This is a genomic window from Rhodococcus sp. P-2 (assembly GCF_016598535.1).
Lineage (GTDB): Bacteria > Actinomycetota > Actinomycetes > Mycobacteriales > Mycobacteriaceae > Rhodococcus_F > Rhodococcus_F baikonurensis.
Window position 1 is genome coordinate 1484692 of the sequence record NZ_CP066779.1, and the last position, 15624, is coordinate 1500315.

Below are 15624 nucleotides of genomic sequence, written 5' to 3' on the forward strand. Positions count from 1 at the left end.
TACCGACATGCGTAAATCCACCCTCGTACTGGCCACGGCTGCGGTACTACCCTTCTCTCTCGCCGCGTGCACCGAGAAGACGACGGCGAGCGACGGCGACATCGTCGTCACGGCCACCGACGATTCGTGTGACGTCAGTGCCACCACCGGAACCACTGGCAGTTCGACGTTCCAGGTGACGAACAACGGCTCGAAGGTCACCGAGTTCTACGTCTTCGCCGAGGGTGACCGAGCGATGGGCGAAGTCGAGAACATCGGCCCCGGCCTTACCCGGCAGCTGATCGTCTCTCTTCCCGAGGCTGCGACCTATCAACTCGCGTGCAAGCCGGGCATGGTCGGAACCGGCATCCGTCAGGACTTCGTCGTCACGGGCGATTCGCAGGCGGCCACCGACGAGAGCGGCCAACTCACCGAAGCTGCCGACGGCTACCGGCGGTACATCCGCAGCCAGATCGTCGCGCTGCAGGACACCGCAGCTCAGTTCGTCTCCGCCGTTCAGTCCGGCAACGTCGACCAGGCGAAGGCACTGTTCCCGATCGCACGTACCTACTACGAGCGCATCGAGCCCGAAGCCGAGAGCTTCGGCGAACTCGATCCCAAGCTGGACCTGCGTGAAGCGGACCTGGAGCCCGGTCAGGTCTGGACAGGATTCCACCGCCTCGAGAAGGACTTGTGGGTGACCGGACTTCAGCCGGATACCAACGCGGTCGCCGACCAGCTGCTCGAAGACATTCAGTATCTTGCCGATCAGGTGAACGCCGAGGACTACACGATCGATCCCACCAAGATCGCCGGCGACGCTCAAGGGCTGCTCGACGAGATCTCGACCTCCAAGATCACGGGCGAGGAAGACATCTTCTCGCACACCGACCTCTGGGATTTCCAGGCCAACGTCGACGGCTCGCAAGCCGCCATTGCAGCACTGAACCCGATTCTGCAGGAACGTAATCCCGAGCTCGCCCAGCGCATCGCGGACCGATTCGCCGACCTCGACGCCGCTCTGGCACAGTTCCGCGTCGGCGACGGATTCGTGTACTACGACACCGTCACCGAGGCACAGCGTCAGGAACTTTCGCGCAAAATCGATGCCCTGTCCGCCGAGGTCAGCCAGGTCCAGGAAGTAGTTGCGGGACAGTAGATGACAGATTCACCAGAAGGCACACCGGCTGCGGAAAACCCAGCGCCGCATGCAGTCTCACGGCGCCGACTGTTCGGCGCCGTGGGAGCCGGGGCGGTCCTGGCCGGTGCCGGCGCCGTCATCGGTCGGGTGACCGCCGACCAGAATTCCGGCACCGATCACGCAGACGTGGTGGCCTTTCGCGGCGAACATCAGGCAGGTATCACGACGCCTGCCCAGGATCGCATGCACTTCGTCGCTTTCGACGTGACGACGAAGTCGCGCGACGAACTGATCACGCTGCTGCAGACGTGGACGGCGATGGCCGAACGGATGACAGCGGGTCAGGAAGCAACCGAGGACGGAGCGACCGGCGACGGACCGTACGCGCCACCGAGCGATACCGGTGAGGCACTCGATCTCGCGCCGTCGCAACTCACCCTGACCATCGGATTCGGACCGTCACTTTTCGACGACCGTTTCGGGCTCGCAGACAAGAAACCTGCTGCCTTGCTCGATCTCCCCCACTTCCGTGCGGACAACCTCGATCCGAATCGCAGCGGGGGCGACATCGCCATCCAAGCGTGCGCCAACGATCCCCAGGTTGCCGTCCATGCGATCCGCAACCTCGCGCGAGTCGCGTTCGGGACCGCGTCGGTCAAATGGTCACAACTCGGGTTCGGACGAACGTCCTCGACCTCGACGACGCAGGCGACACCCCGAAATCTGTTCGGGTTCAAGGACGGAACAGCCAACATCAAGGCAGAAGACCCGGACGCGCTCGCCCAGCACGTCTGGGTTGATCCCGCCGACGATCAGGCCTGGATGGCAGGCGGATCATTCCTCGTCGCCAGACGAATCCGCATGCTGATCGAGCAGTGGGATCGCGCAGTACTCAAGGAACAGGAAGCCGTGATCGGCCGCTCCAAACGCAGTGGAGCGCCACTCGGCGGCAAAGACGAGTTCGACGAACTCGATCTCGATTCCAAGATGGGACACGACTTCGTCATCCCGGAGGATTCACACGTGCGTCTGGCCTCTGCCGAGGAACTCGGTGGGATTCAGATCCTGCGCCGCGGATACAACTTCACCGACGGCTCCGACGGCTTCGGCCACCTGGACGCGGGACTGTTCTTCGTTGCGTACTGCCGGAATCCGGTCGAGCAGTTTGTTCCGATGCAGCAAAACCTTTCACGACACGACGCGCTGAACGAATACATCCAACACGTCGGTTCTGCCATCTTCGCGTGCCCCGGTGGTCTTGCCGACGGGAGCTACTGGGGCGAAACATTGTTCAACCCCAAATAGTCGATCAATTGGTCCGTTACCATACTTGCTACCAAACTTCGAGTAATTCCATATATCGAACTGATAACAATCTCGGGATCAATGGTCCCGAAGGTGATATCTCGCCCATACGATCTGCGCATGAGAATTTCAGCACTTCTTCGAATCGCCCTTCTTTCAACGACTCTGGCGACGGCTGCGATTACCTTGCCTCCCCTTATGCCGCCAGCACGCGCAGCAGATCGTTTTACGGTCTATGCGTACGACGAGTTCAATGGCCCTGCGAATTCAGCCCCCAACCCAGCCATCTGGCGATATGAAACCGGCGGAGGTTGGGGGAACAACGAAAAGCAGGTGTACACCGACTCACGGTCCAACTCGAGACTGGATGGGCAAGGAAATCTCCTCATTCAGGCCCAAAAAGTAGGCAGCACAATCACTTCCGCACGACTTGGAACTTTCGGCAAGGTCGACTTCACTTACGGACTAGTCGAGGCGCGAATAAAACTGCCGGCAGGAAAGGGCATGCATCCGGCATTCTGGACGCTTGGCACGAATCTATATACCGCCGGTTGGCCCGGCTGTGGCGAAATCGACGCAATCGAAACCATCAACGATGCGAAAACATACACGAGCGCCGTGCACGGTCCTACCAAATCCGGAACCCGAGTGACCGGCGTTTGGGACCGCAGCGTTGGCGGCGCCCGACCCGGCACCGACTTCACTGCTTTCCACACCTACGGGATACTCAAACGACCCGGACGAATCGAGACCTACATCGACGGCGTTCGAATGCTGTACCTCGATCGGTCACAGGTATCCCGAGCGGAGGCATGGGTGTTCGACGCCCCTGCATACACCTTACTGAATATCGCCGTTGGTGGAACCTGGCCAGGTTTAACCGATTCCACCACACCTTGGCCATCCACAATGACTATCGACTACGTACGTTGGTTCCACGAGAACTGACACGCGGAGTTACAGACATTCATCCAGCAGTGCGGTGGGATCGCAAGCAACCGCTCGAAGCACCCCCTTGATCGTCTCGGTATCGAATACGTTGCTGTGGAAAGTGACTGAGAGGTGACGCCGCCCATCGATCTCTGCACCGAGGAACGCGATACCTTCCGCTCCGTATGGGTCGGTAGCTGCCACACACAGCTGATCGCCTGTCCATCTGATTTCATCCGAGTTGGGAAGCCGACCTATGTCTGAGTATGAAACGAAGGCGTGAGGCTTGATACCCACGCTCGCCTCGGCGACCGTGGCGTGGGACCTCCCGAGAACCGAAGCGACAGTCGCCTTCGCACTGATCGCTGAAAGGGTCAGCAACGGGTGACCCGAGACGAGCGCCCCCGCGATACCCCGACTGACCTCCGACAACGTCACGGATTCACCTACCGGAACATATTGCCCCACAGCAAAATTACCGTTGACAACGGTCGACGGATGCGCATATCTGCGCGCGTCCATCAACACGAGCGCATGGGACGCGGTTTCCACTCCATGACCTCGCAATGCAGCAAGAAATGAAAACAGTGTTATCGCGCGCAAAGACGCCGACGGTGCGTGCTCGTCGCGCCAGCAAACTAGTCGATGCGCAACGTGCGGATCCATCGGGAGCGAAAGACTGACCGGGGTGGGCCGCCACGGCATTCGGAGAGTCGCCGGAACCGGCTCGATCTCTGTTCCACGCACGTGCGAATGCCATCGAACGGCCGCTCCAAGTCGCCGAGGATTGCCGCCAAAAGCACGAATAATTGTGCGCGACAACGGAAATCTTGACTCCACCGAATGCAGAGATGCGGGTAATTGCCCTGATTGAGCGGTGCTGACAAGGGCAGCCCACAGTCGCGAACCACCGATCCCGTCGGAGATGCCGTGCGAACCCAAACATGCAACATACTCCCCGGACGAAACGATCCGGATCGACGAGTGCGTCAAATCCGAATTGAACACGGCGGTCGCAAATCTCGAAATGTCTGCCGCGTCGGTGTGCGGAACTTCTTCGACTGCCGGGCCAACAGCATCAGGATCGAACAGCCAACGACGGCGAGAGGAATCCGCTCGCAATCCGAACCTCGTCTGCGGACCGATTCGAGCAATCTCGATCAACGCACTACGCAGATCACTCGACGAGATGACACCAACTGGTCCGCCGATGACGAGTGCACGATCACGCACCCGCATCTGATCAACTGCAGAAACCTTGTAACTAGCCATTATTCACTCTCAAGGCGTGAATCGGATCCAGTCGACGGTCAAGGTCGACACATCCGGGGTGGTTGCATCCGTCGGCCCGGGCCATTCTCCGCCCACCGCAATGTTCATCACGACATAGAACGGCTTGTCGAAAACCCATTTCGAGCCGTCCGGCGCCTCGCTGCGCAAGTACTCGCCCACCATTTCACCGTCGATGAAGATCGAGATGGAGTCAGACCTTCTCGTCACCTCGTAAACATGGAAGGTGGTCGAGGCATCACCGCCGAGAAAACCATCCGACGACATCTTCCACTTGCCGTCTGTATGTGCAGAAGGATCGGACCACGGACCGTGAATTGCGTTGTGATACTCAGTGGCGTTGTGCACCAACTCCATTACATCGATCTCGCCGCTCTCTGGATAGCCCACCGTCGCCAAATTCTCGCCGAGTAACCAGAATGCCGGATGGATTCCCTGCGCCATCGGGAACTTTATTCGGGCAGAAATCGTGCCCTCTGTGAACGAAAACTTGTCCCTTGTCACGATCCTCGCTGACGTGAATCCCCCCAGGATCCGACGAGCTTCGAGCACGAGGTTACCGTTTCCATCCAAACGCGCGTTTTCGGCGTTGTCTGTGTAGATCTGCTTCTCCTGATTTCCCCAACCTCCGCCCCCGACATCGAATCCCCACATCGCCGGATCAGGAGAATCCCCTGCAGCACCATCGAATTCGTCTGTGCCGAAATCGCTCGAGACCATTCGCATCATTGGACTCCGGGGTTGACCGGTGGCGCACGAAGTAGCCAATAGTAGTGAGGCCATCGAAAGAATCATCCCGGCCCGAACCACGGCACGCGTACTCCCACTCATTTCACAACCCTTCGATAGACGTCAATCACCCGATCAGCTCGCGCTGAGACCTCGTGGTCATCCAATACCGACCTGCGTGCACCGGTCACCAACCGGGTGCGAAGCTGGCTGTCATCCAGGAGGGACAGAATTCTCTCGGCAACGTCTGCGGGATCACCCGGGACGGACAGCAGTCCGTTCTCCCCATCGACGACGTAATCGAGGAAACCGTCCGTCCGACTGGCCACCACCGGAGTACCAACTGACATCGCTTCGATCGCTATGAGCCCGAAAGGTTCTCGCACGGAGGGAACACACAGGATGTCAACCGACCGCAGAATAGCCGCAACATCGTTCCGTTGCCCGACAAACCTGACAGCGCCAGGAGCCAATTCCGCGGCTATTCGGCGAAGATTCTCGCCGTAGTGCTCGTTCCCCGGGCTCGACCTGCCAACGATGACCAGATGTAAGTCCTTGCCGCGGGAACGAATCTGGGATACTGCCTCGATCAAAGTGTCGATTCCTTTGACAGGGTCGACGCGTCCAATGACTGCGACCAATGCGGAATCGGGGGAATCAGTGAGCTCAGCTCGCACCGTGGCTGGTCCTGGCGCAAAGACTGCCGCATCGACGCCCTGGGGAACTACCGTCGTCTTTCCCTGAGCCGATTCCGAAAGCTGCTGCCGTGCAGCATTACTCACTGCGATCGAGGCTGAGGCCCCACGAACGGCCGCACTCAGCAGACTCCGACCTCGCCCGGGGTCGAGTATGTCGTGAATCTCGAGCACCACAGGTGTTCGCGCCAGCCTGCCAGCCGCAACGCAATCCAGATGTGACAAGAGCGAATTCGAGTGGACGACATCAGCACGCCGAGCATGTACCAAAAGCTTTGAAACCCACGTCGCAGACCGCGGGATCTGCGACAACAACGTCGCCGAAGTTTGAGAAACGCCAGAGGAATCACGCAGACCGACACGCGCCCCGTCTGGCATCGGTATGAATTCGAGTCCCATCTCGTTCCACGTCTGTTCGAGCTCACCACCAGAGGGCGCGGCCATGACAACGTTCACACCTTGCTCACCGAGACGTGGGAGCAACCGAATAACACTGTGCTCAATACCCGTGACATCGCGAGTCAGCGTCGACGCAAGAATTCGCAGCCTGCGATCAGCCATCGTTACCACCTTCATCCTTAACGGCGACTCGCTCGAAGACTACGAATCCACTACCTTCGAGGAAGACTTTCCACATCGGGTCCAACCGCATTCGTGCCTCCAGATTCGGCAATGCGTCCCGTGGGGAGAGCCCGAAGTACCAATTGTAGAAAACCATTTGATCGGAAATCGCGAAGTACGTTGTCCGGTGGTCAGCGACGAAGTATTCATTGAACTTCTCGTACTCTTCGTCAGTCGCGAAGTCTGCACCGTAGAAAAGAGTCGCGGCCTCCGGTTGCACATCGAACTTCGGATCGAGGCCGGCCAACCGCAGATAGGCCTGAGTTGGCCGATCAGGCCACGCCGGGGACGGAACCCTCAGTACGCCATAGGGATCAGCCGACTCCAACACCTCGGAAGCGCCCTTGACTACTGCGGGTTTCGTCAAGTAGGCGAACCAAGCACCAAAATACGCTTCCGATGAAGACAGCGTGACACCGATAAGCAGGATGCTCCCAGCTATTAGCTTTACCCTCGAGGCACGGGACGCGCGGAGCATCGCAGTGACCGGAAATGCAAGCAGTAGGGAACAACCCACCAGGGAGTAAAGATACACACGAAAGATCGCTTCACCACCATAGCCTTGCCCGGCCAGAATGGCGAGCGGGGCAAACGCGACAATCACGAAAGCGAGTACCGGCATCTTCTTGCGCCACATAACAATTGCCGTGACTGCGGAGGAAACCAACAGTCCGACAGTCAAGAAACGCATCGTCTTACTTGCAAATACCTGTCCCGCAGTCGGCGTCAGATTCGCTCCAGCGAGGTTGGACTTCGCGTTCGACGTCACGTCGAAAGAAAATTTCGCGAAGTCACCTGCACTGTCCCAGTTGTAAATGAGGAAACCAATGGCTATTGCAGCGAACACGAATGTCAACCACCACGGCCGAAGCATTCGGAAGGCCATGAGCGCCACCACGATCAATCCCATCCAATACGGAGTGAGTTGGTGAGTGACTACTATCGCGCAGAAGACCACGATCATGATGACGACAAGGTTAGGTCGGTCTCGCGAGGATCCAACCAGGGTTAAGAATGCAAGAACAAGGATCAGTGCCAGCGACTGTGGGGCGAAGTAATCCTGCGCCACCCAATTGAGCACCTCGAAGAGAAACGTGGCGGAAATAGCGGTCGGGACATCCAGCCTCCACGCCCTCGCCATGCAGTAGAACAGAATCACCATGAGGAGATGCGCAGCGATCGCGAACCAGTTCGCAACGGCTATGTCCGGCACGCCGGTAACGCGAGAGAACCACGCCGTTGCCGTGAAGAGGCCAGGCCACCCGTTGTACACATCGACACCTCGCGCCAGGAAATGGCTTCGCTGGATCAGATCCGTGACCCCAAGATGCTTGTACGTCCAGGTATACAGCGGCACATCGGACGCCATGAGTGTCGCAGTCCTCTGCACGAGCGCAACAGTTACCACCGCGCCGAACGCTGCGCGGTTGTTCCTTCGTGACATTGCGACTGCGAAGCCGATCACCGACAAAGTGATTGCACCGGCGAAGAACGGCGACGCCGCGAACAGCAGGCCGAAATCCGACGCCTGTGCAGTCGACAGCGAAGGTATAGCGATCCACCAACTCACCAGTGCTGCAACGAGAATCCCCCACGAAACCCAATCGCGCCTCTTGCTGTCGGATACGACGGCAATCGTCAGCCGGTCAGTCGGAGCATCATATGACTTCGTCGACGACAGGTCGTTTCGCTCCTTCAAACTCGTCATAACCGCCGGAACCCCGACAGGACAGCCCCAATACGTCGCTTGAGGTTTTCGCGGCCGGAAACGTCCGGGCGACTATCGAGGGTGAGAAGTCGAACTAGAGATGCTCCAATGGTAGCGAGACTGGGAATCACGAGCTGCGAAAAGGGATAGTACTCTTCGATTGTGGTCATCAGGAATGTCATCAGCACGACGATCGAGATCCCCAGGGCCGGAACAGCTGCGACCCGAACGTAGCCAGGTTGATCAGGCATGTACGACATAATTGCCGCACCCGGGCCGACCGCAACAAAAACGATCACGGCTACACCGGTGAGAGCGCCGATCGCGCCCAGGCCGGCACCGATCAGACCACAAACGCCACCGACCAATCCCAGAATTGCCAGTCTGTGCTCGTCGGTCGGCCACCGCGCGTCAACCGTCGCGATCGCCCGACGAATCGACCTAGCGCCGGGAAATTCGACGGCTATCGAACTGCGCACCGCGCGCGTTCCCTTCGGGAGAAGTGGGCGCCCCCGTAATCCCCCGATACGCGAGCGCACCAACGCTGCGGGACCTCGCAACAAAGCGCGCCGCTCGATCCAAGGCAATTTGTCAAGATCGGGTGTAAGTCGAATCTGACCTTCTTCAGGCTGAGAGACGCTCCTGAAGTGCGAAAGTCCCTTGACCATACGCGTCGCCAACATCATCGCTATTCGCGGATCCATAGCGAGTTTCGTCAACCAGGCGCCAAGCCCGAGGCCGTAGTCGGCCATCTGTTTACTCAATCCCGCTGGATCGATGCGATGACGGTGCCAGACTCGCGCAGCAGGCGCATAGACCAGCGCACCCCTGCCGAGAATGACCCTGACGAACATGTCGATATCTTCACCGCCACCTGAAGGCGATCCCACCCCTAGCCCCTCGTCGAATCCGCCGAGCTCGAGCATCACGGATCGTCTTACCGCGAAATTGGCACCCGTCCCGAAATCGCCTACGCGGAAAGGGAACAGAGCGTCGTTCTCCGGCGGATCCGACAAGCGGTACGTCGTTCGCACAAGATTCTTCGACCAACTCACGCGACGATCGAAAAAGGCTTGAGCAGGAGTCGATACCTCACCTGTCGGCACGAGACCTGTGACGATGTGGACGTCGTCCGCGACTGCGAATCCACTGACCAACTCACGGAGCCAGTTCTTGTCAATCACGACATCGTCATCCGTAAATGCCACGAACTCTTCAGTGGCCGCAACGAGGCCTATGTTTCGGGCCTTGGACAGGCCACGTTCCGGCGCATCAACGATCCGAACTCCGGCGAAAGCATCCACTATCGGCGGTGTCAAACCAGACGAAGGATCGTTGTCCACGACGAGCACGTCATAGTTTCGGTAGTCGAGATCGGCGAGTGAGGTCAAAACTTCACGGAGCATGTCCGGTCGATTCATCGTGCAAATGATCAATGTAACAGGCACTTCGGGGATCGGCGGAGCGGTTACGGGCTCGGAATCCGGCAAGTAGGCCAGGACTTCCTTCGATCTGATCATTCCGTTCGCGACTTGAACCTCGACAAAGGCAGATGATCCGTTGAGGCGCGCGACCAGCAGGCGAGCACGTGAGTAGGCTGTTCCCCCGGTCAATTCGATGACACTCGATGCAAGTAGCTCCCACTCGTCCACCTGACCAATCCAAATGGCCCCTGCCCACAATTCGGTTCCGGCCGTCGGCGTCATCACCGGATCGAGATTCGTGAGTCCATCACGCCGAACGCCCTGTGCGGCTGGCTCATCGGCGTCCTGATTTCTGACATGTTCTTCAAACCTCATACTGAAACACCCGCCTTCTTATTGCATCTCGACGCCGAGCTATTCCGAAGACTGCGGCGATGCTAGCCGCCGTCTGGGCCACACCGACAGCGACCGCCGCACCCACAGCTCCCCAGAGAAAGCACGCGAAAGGCAAGACCACCATGAGAAGTCCGGCGAACAGACCGTTGATGACGACCAACGGTCCGATCTCGCGCCTTGCTCGTTGCAACGCAGACCACACCACGAACATCGTTCTCATCAACGACCCGATCGCAAGGATGATCACAACAAACTCGGCATTCAAATTCAGATACTCAGGATCGAGTATTCCGAAGATAATCGGTGCGCCCAGCGAGACCAATACCCCGCCCACAGCGACCAGAACAGAAACCCTCACAAACAAGACCAACGCCATCTTGGAACCATCTTTGGGGTTCTTCGACGCGTGAACCACAAGGGAAGTCCCCATGGCAGAGCCGACGAATTCGAGAGTCTGTGCAATGCTCATCGAAAGGGAGAAAACTGCGCCCTGAACGGGACCGGAATAGGCGGTGACGAGAAATGGCATCAGAAGGATCACTCCGACACCCATGGCTTGGGTCGGGACAGCTTGCCTGCACATTCTCACGACCTCAGCCGACGCATTGCCGTCAGTCCACAGGCCAAGTGGAGAGGCAGCCGAGCGCCGTTCGACGATACGGCTGATCATCAACCGCATGAACACAACCGACACTCCGCCTACTACGACCGTCGACATCACCACCGGTTGCCAATTCGCTAACCACACCAACGCGAGAAGAACACCAATGCGACCAGCGCTGACGATCCCGTTGATCAAGGGCAACTTCCGGGACTCGTCCAAACTGGTCAAAGTGCTGTTCTGCAGAATGAACATGCCCCAGACGACAACGCCCACAAACACCAGGCAGGCAACCGGAATCGAGCCCTTCACTTCCGGAATGAACCAAACCGCCGCGACTGCCGCCATGACGCCCACAGGAATCGACAACATGTAGAACACCCGCAGACCTCGCCGGTGTACGGCGCCGAGGCTTGCACCTGCTGCAGGCATCATCGAATTGAAGACATCGCCGACTCCGGTACCGATGACCATCGCCGGCGCAGTAACGAGCGCAAGCAGCGCCGTCATGACGCCCAGCTGTGCCGGCGGTAGAACTACAGCCGCAACCGCCCAAAATCCCATGCCCAGCGCGGCATTGATGATCTGGGACGACGCCATTGAAGCTGCATCCGCGTAGATACGCGGCCCCTTGTTCGCCATCACGGCCCTACGAAGTGCCGACGCCTGCACACGATGGCGGACAGGGCCCCCAAACCTGCCGAAACGATTCCGGCAACCACGGCACCCGCCTTCGACAGGGACACCCTGCCCCCCAAGACGTATCGCCGAAGCCCGCCGGTGAGAACACTGCGCACGTAGTCACGCTCATCGTCGAGTTCCTCGGAGCCGTTCCGGTCGTCCCGTAGTTCGATCTTTCCCTTCCCTTCGGAATAGCAGCGGGCCAGGAAGAATCGAAATGTGCTGCGTTCCAAAGGAATATCGTGATCAATAACCGAGTTCGGCACGTAGATCCAATGAAAGTCGTTGCCAAGTTCCGCCATTCGGATACACAGGTCGGTATCCTCGGGTTGCGATTGCTCGCCGCTCTTGCCGAACCCGACTCGAAACCCTCCGACCGCACGGAAAGCCGCTGTTCGAACGGCCATGCTGCCACTCCAGACGTTGCGAACACGGGTGGTCTCGATCGGCATTCCTTGAAACGATTCTCCGACGACCCACCCGAATTCATCCGGAAACCAACCGGGCTTGGGTGATCTCCATACTGCCCTGTACCGTCCCCCCGTTCCGACGACTCGCTCGTCTGCGAACGGTTTGATCAGCTCCGACAACCAGTTGCTGTCAGCAATCTCGTCGTCATCAATGAAGGCAGTGTAGGGCGTCGACACGACAGCAACTCCGGCGTTGCGGGCGCCGGACGCACCTCGGGGTCCGTCCTCGTAGGAGATCACACAGATGTCTGGCATTGCGCGGCGCAAGGTGTGCGCGAGCGCGCGATTGTGGTCGACCGCAACGATGATCTCGGCAGGCTGCAAGGTCTGCGCTGCAATCGAATGAACAGCAGCAACAATCCCCCGCAGTCGCTCCATCGAATAACAAGCCATGACGACGCTTACCGCACCGCTCTTCAAATTGAGGCCATGTCGTGTGAGCATGGTCACGTCTCCAATCATTGCACCGGCCGATTTCCCGTCCCGCCCGCATCCGGACCACGCTCTGCACGCCCGAATCAAATCGTCTAAGCCGCCACAAAAGTCCAGATTAACCGACTTTTAGTCTGTTTTTTGGCTATTATCTTGACGATTGCCCCGCCAACTGTCGTAACCCAATGTACCCCAGTAACGGCTCAGCGATCATTTCGCTGATGCGGTACAACCGAGGTTGTGACGTTTCTGAAATGGGCATGCTGGATCACCCTCGTCGTGGGCGCAGGCGTACTCGCCCTTCGATACTTGCCGCTACGCAGTCCCGCGTTGCTCTCACTGGTGATCGCCGTGCCGTACCTGCCGCTCGCAATGGTGCCCGCGACGGTGACATTGCTCGCCACTCGCGAGAGGATTGGGTCGATCATCGGACTGGCCATGATCATGCTCGCGATCGGCACACAGATCGCGATGCCCGTCACCCCGCCTCATGCAGCCGAGGCCATGCGAATCATGTCGATCAACGTCGCAAAGGGTGCAGCCGACGTAGATGCGGTCATCGACGCAGCAAGACTTCACGAAGTCGACGCAATCGCAGTACAGGAATTGACCCCCGCCTTTGCAGTCGCGCTGGAAGCTGCAGGAATGTCCGGGATCTTCCCGTTCAATGTCCTCCGGCCGGACGATGATGCACGAGGAACCGGACTATGGAGTCGATTCCCGATCAGCAACCCCCGACAGTTGCATGGATTCGGGTTCGCCTGCGTCGCCGGCACAATCGAATTCGGAGGTGCAAAATACGACCTGGTCGCGACGCATATCACCGCCCCGATACAAGATCAGGACTCTACGAATTGGATCGCGGATCTCGCACGTGTGGATGCACTGATCGAGACGAATCTCAATCCACTCGTTGTCGCCGGCGACTTCAACGCAACCGTCGATCACAAGCAATTTCGACGTTTGCTACAGGATGGAACACAGGACGCAGCGAGGCAGGCTGGCCGGTCATACGTAAACACATTCCCCGCGAACTGGTCATGGCCGCCATTCGCGGCTCTCGACCACATCCTCGTCCCGTCGGAACTGACGGCGACGGCGTTCGACACCGTCGAGATCGCCGGCTCCGACCATCTCGCTATCCTAAGCGCGCTTGTGCAGCGCTGACGAAACTTGACTTGTCGCTACTATGTGGCAAATTCTAAACAAACCTGTATCCTGTTTTCTGGCGGATCAACTATCCGAGAGTTTGTTCTCGGCTGAGGCGCTCCCTCAGCCACTTGGATGTCGAAGGATTCAGATGCAGTTAGCGCGCAGCCGCACCGATGTGGCGAGTTCGACAGACCACATCGGGTCGGCGAACGCTGTTGAAAACACGACTGATCCCGACACGTGCGCACACTCGACGTGCGGGGTCACAGATGGCGGAAAATTCACAACTTGGTTTGGCAGCGAGTCCTCGCCGTTATTCGGCACATTGCACGTTCCGACTGGGGGCACAGCACGCGGAGGGGTCGTGCTGTGCCCTCCGATCGGAAAGGAGCATGTCGATTCCTATCGCGGCCTCATGCTTCTGGCTCAAAAACTCTGCGCGCAGGGCATGTTGGTCCTTCGGTTCGACTATCTAGGCACCGGCGACTCGTCCGGTGAACAGACCCGAGAAGACGCTGTCGAAATGTGGGAGTCGAGCGTCGTGGAGGCTGCCGAGTTTCTCCAGTCCTGTGGAGTGCGTGGAATCACCCTGGTCGGGCTGCGAGTAGGCGCGTTGATCGCAACTTCTGCGGCGTCGAGGATACGAGAAATGACGACGCTGGTACTTTGGGACCCCGTCATCCGTGGGCGCACGTTCGTTCAGCAACAGAAGGCGTTGAATCTGCTCGCAGCGGGCCCCGATGCCGACGATCCACTCATCCCGCTCGTCGGGATGTCGGTGCACCCACTTGCTGCACAACGTCTTTCGGGTATGAATCTCGCTGCGCTCCCCGTCGACCCTTCAATAAACGTCCTGGTTGCGTCGCGACCAGAGCACGCCGACACTGTACGAGTAAGACAACTCGTAGAATCGCTGTCAGCTGACCATATGAACATCGACGGCCAGGCCCCCTACATCGAGCCAGCCGACTTCGCGGTCCAGATACCCTGGCATACAGTGTCTTCTCTGGCGCAATGGATTAGCGATTCGACGCGCTCGCCACGCACAAGTGTCACCGCACATCTTCGTCATTCCACGACGTTGTTGAACTCTCAGTTCGAATTCCCGATCACCGAATGCATCTCCTACGCCGGCACGAACCGTATGCTGACTATCCACACAGCGCCGGCCTCGAGTGTCCCCGGCGGCCCGACACTAGTTCTATATGGCACCGCGTCCGAACACCGGATTGGTCCCAGTCGCCTTTGGGTTGAGTTGGCAAGAGAGTTGGCTGGCTACGGAATCACGACTATCCGATTCGACCGCACTTCGACCGGTGAAACGACCGCGGCGCAGGATCGAGAAATCAGCACCATCTACACACCCGAGCAACGCGCCGATGGGGTAGAGGCGGCCAGCAACGCTGGCGTCCGCCCAGAAAACCTGGTTGTCGCCGGTCTGTGCTCCGGATCGTGGAGCGCCGCAATCGCTGCCGCAGAACTCGGAGCAAATCGAGCAATACTGGTCAATCCCCTTCGGTGGACCACGCGACAATTAGAGTTCACGCGAAGCCAGTCGCTCGCGCATGCAGAATACTCGCGAGGAACCTTCGCGCTTCGAGCACACAACTGGGCTGTCAGGTTCAAAGACAAGCTTCGTGACCGGTTGCCGTATCGCGCCTGGCTCGCGTTGGGTCAGATTGGTCTCGTACAGGTACCAGAGGTGCTTCTCGCGCCGTTGGTCGAAGCCGGCGTCGCAACGACAGTGCTTGTATCACCAACCGACGAGGAGTGGTTTAACGAGAATCGCGGTCACAGCGGAGTCCGTCGCCTACGGAAAGCATTCGGCACCATCGAGATTCGAAGGCTCGAGCAGGGCGATCACGCGCTCATCGGACCAAGGATTCGCGCCTCGGTTCACGAGGAAATGAAGAATTCAATCTTGACGACTTTTGGAATCTCTCATTCCCGAGTTCACGACTACTCTCAACGCCGCCGGAGGCAATGAGCGATCCGGCTCAGGAGACCACTTCTGCGCCGAAATCGAGTGCATTCGCATAAGCCACAATCGCTCCCCGGCCGCAAGTGCCG

12 protein-coding genes are annotated in these 15624 nt (G+C 58.7%); 5 read left to right on the forward strand and 7 right to left on the reverse strand.

What is annotated here, in order from left to right; all coding sequences use genetic code 11:
• The first annotated feature begins 7 nt into the window (after positions 1-7).
• From efeO to I7X09_RS07005, 3 genes are all read left to right on the forward strand, one after another.
• Positions 8-1138 carry an iron uptake system protein EfeO gene (efeO, locus tag I7X09_RS06995; protein WP_200316193.1) on the forward strand — a complete coding sequence of 377 codons (1131 nt, stop codon included), beginning with the start codon at positions 8-10 and terminating at the stop codon, positions 1136-1138.
• On the forward strand, positions 1139-2425 hold the full coding sequence (gene efeB / locus I7X09_RS07000) for an iron uptake transporter deferrochelatase/peroxidase subunit (protein ID WP_200316195.1): 1287 nt from the start codon (positions 1139-1141) through the stop codon (positions 2423-2425).
• A 120-nt stretch (positions 2426-2545) separates the two neighbouring features.
• A complete protein-coding gene (locus I7X09_RS07005; RefSeq protein WP_234036825.1) occupies positions 2546-3373 on the forward strand; it encodes a glycoside hydrolase family 16 protein in 828 nt (275 codons plus the stop codon).
• Between the two features lie 9 nt (positions 3374-3382).
• Here the strand turns inward: I7X09_RS07005 and I7X09_RS07010 are convergent, their stop codons facing one another.
• The 7 genes from I7X09_RS07010 to I7X09_RS07040 all read right to left on the reverse strand — a co-directional run bounded on the left by I7X09_RS07010 (position 3383) and on the right by I7X09_RS07040 (position 12414).
• Complete coding sequence (locus I7X09_RS07010; RefSeq protein WP_200316197.1) at positions 3383-4627, reverse strand: hypothetical protein; 1245 nt, start codon at positions 4625-4627, stop codon at positions 3383-3385.
• Between the two features lie 9 nt (positions 4628-4636).
• On the reverse strand, positions 4637-5365 hold the full coding sequence (locus I7X09_RS07015) for a glycoside hydrolase family 16 protein (RefSeq protein ID WP_021332736.1): 729 nt from the start codon (positions 5363-5365) through the stop codon (positions 4637-4639).
• A gap of 107 nt (positions 5366-5472) precedes the next feature.
• Positions 5473-6645 (reverse strand): glycosyltransferase family 4 protein, encoded by a 1173-nt coding sequence (locus I7X09_RS07020; protein WP_325100606.1) that lies wholly within the window; start codon positions 6643-6645, stop codon positions 5473-5475.
• Positions 6623-8059 carry a hypothetical protein gene (locus I7X09_RS07025; RefSeq protein WP_200316202.1) on the reverse strand — a complete coding sequence of 479 codons (1437 nt, stop codon included), beginning with the start codon at positions 8057-8059 and terminating at the stop codon, positions 6623-6625. Before I7X09_RS07025 ends, I7X09_RS07020 begins: the two co-directional genes overlap by 23 nt.
• 335 nt (positions 8060-8394) lie before the next feature.
• A complete protein-coding gene (locus I7X09_RS07030) occupies positions 8395-10104 on the reverse strand; it encodes a glycosyltransferase family 2 protein (RefSeq protein ID WP_234036941.1) in 1710 nt (569 codons plus the stop codon).
• 82 nt (positions 10105-10186) lie between these two features.
• Entirely contained in the window at positions 10187-11419 is a 1233-nt protein-coding gene (locus tag I7X09_RS07035) for a hypothetical protein (RefSeq protein ID WP_200316206.1), read from the reverse strand.
• A 41-nt stretch (positions 11420-11460) separates the two neighbouring features.
• Positions 11461-12414 (reverse strand): glycosyltransferase, encoded by a 954-nt coding sequence (locus tag I7X09_RS07040; protein WP_200316208.1) that lies wholly within the window; start codon positions 12412-12414, stop codon positions 11461-11463.
• 228 nt (positions 12415-12642) lie between these two features.
• On the opposite strand from I7X09_RS07040, the gene I7X09_RS07045 reads away from it, so the two are divergent.
• Both I7X09_RS07045 and I7X09_RS07050 read left to right on the forward strand, forming a co-directional pair.
• Complete coding sequence (locus tag I7X09_RS07045) at positions 12643-13569, forward strand: endonuclease/exonuclease/phosphatase family protein (protein WP_200316212.1); 927 nt, start codon at positions 12643-12645, stop codon at positions 13567-13569.
• Positions 13570-13702: 133 nt separating this feature from the next.
• Positions 13703-15541: an alpha/beta hydrolase gene (locus I7X09_RS07050; protein ID WP_200316213.1), complete on the forward strand. Its 1839-nt coding sequence runs from the start codon at positions 13703-13705 to the stop codon at positions 15539-15541.
• Positions 15542-15624 lie beyond the last annotated feature (83 nt).

Coding starts and splice junctions, on each gene's coding strand:
- efeB (WP_200316195.1), top strand. CDS start 1,139: ATGACAGATTCACCAGAAGGCACACCGGCTGCGGAAAACCCAGCGCCG.
- I7X09_RS07050 (WP_200316213.1), top strand. CDS start 13,703: ATGCAGTTAGCGCGCAGCCGCACCGATGTGGCGAGTTCGACAGACCAC.
- I7X09_RS07035 (WP_200316206.1), bottom strand. CDS start 11,419: ATGGCGTCGTCCCAGATCATCAATGCCGCGCTGGGCATGGGATTTTGG.
- I7X09_RS07025 (WP_200316202.1), bottom strand. CDS start 8,059: ATGGCGTCCGATGTGCCGCTGTATACCTGGACGTACAAGCATCTTGGG.
- I7X09_RS07015 (WP_021332736.1), bottom strand. CDS start 5,365: ATGGTCTCGAGCGATTTCGGCACAGACGAATTCGATGGTGCTGCAGGG.
- I7X09_RS07020 (WP_325100606.1), bottom strand. CDS start 6,645: ATGAAGGTGGTAACGATGGCTGATCGCAGGCTGCGAATTCTTGCGTCG.
- efeO (WP_200316193.1), top strand. CDS start 8: ATGCGTAAATCCACCCTCGTACTGGCCACGGCTGCGGTACTACCCTTC.
- I7X09_RS07010 (WP_200316197.1), bottom strand. CDS start 4,627: ATGGCTAGTTACAAGGTTTCTGCAGTTGATCAGATGCGGGTGCGTGAT.
- I7X09_RS07030 (WP_234036941.1), bottom strand. CDS start 10,104: ATGACGCCGACGGCCGGAACCGAATTGTGGGCAGGGGCCATTTGGATT.
- I7X09_RS07005 (WP_234036825.1), top strand. CDS start 2,546: ATGAGAATTTCAGCACTTCTTCGAATCGCCCTTCTTTCAACGACTCTG.
- I7X09_RS07040 (WP_200316208.1), bottom strand. CDS start 12,414: ATGCTCACACGACATGGCCTCAATTTGAAGAGCGGTGCGGTAAGCGTC.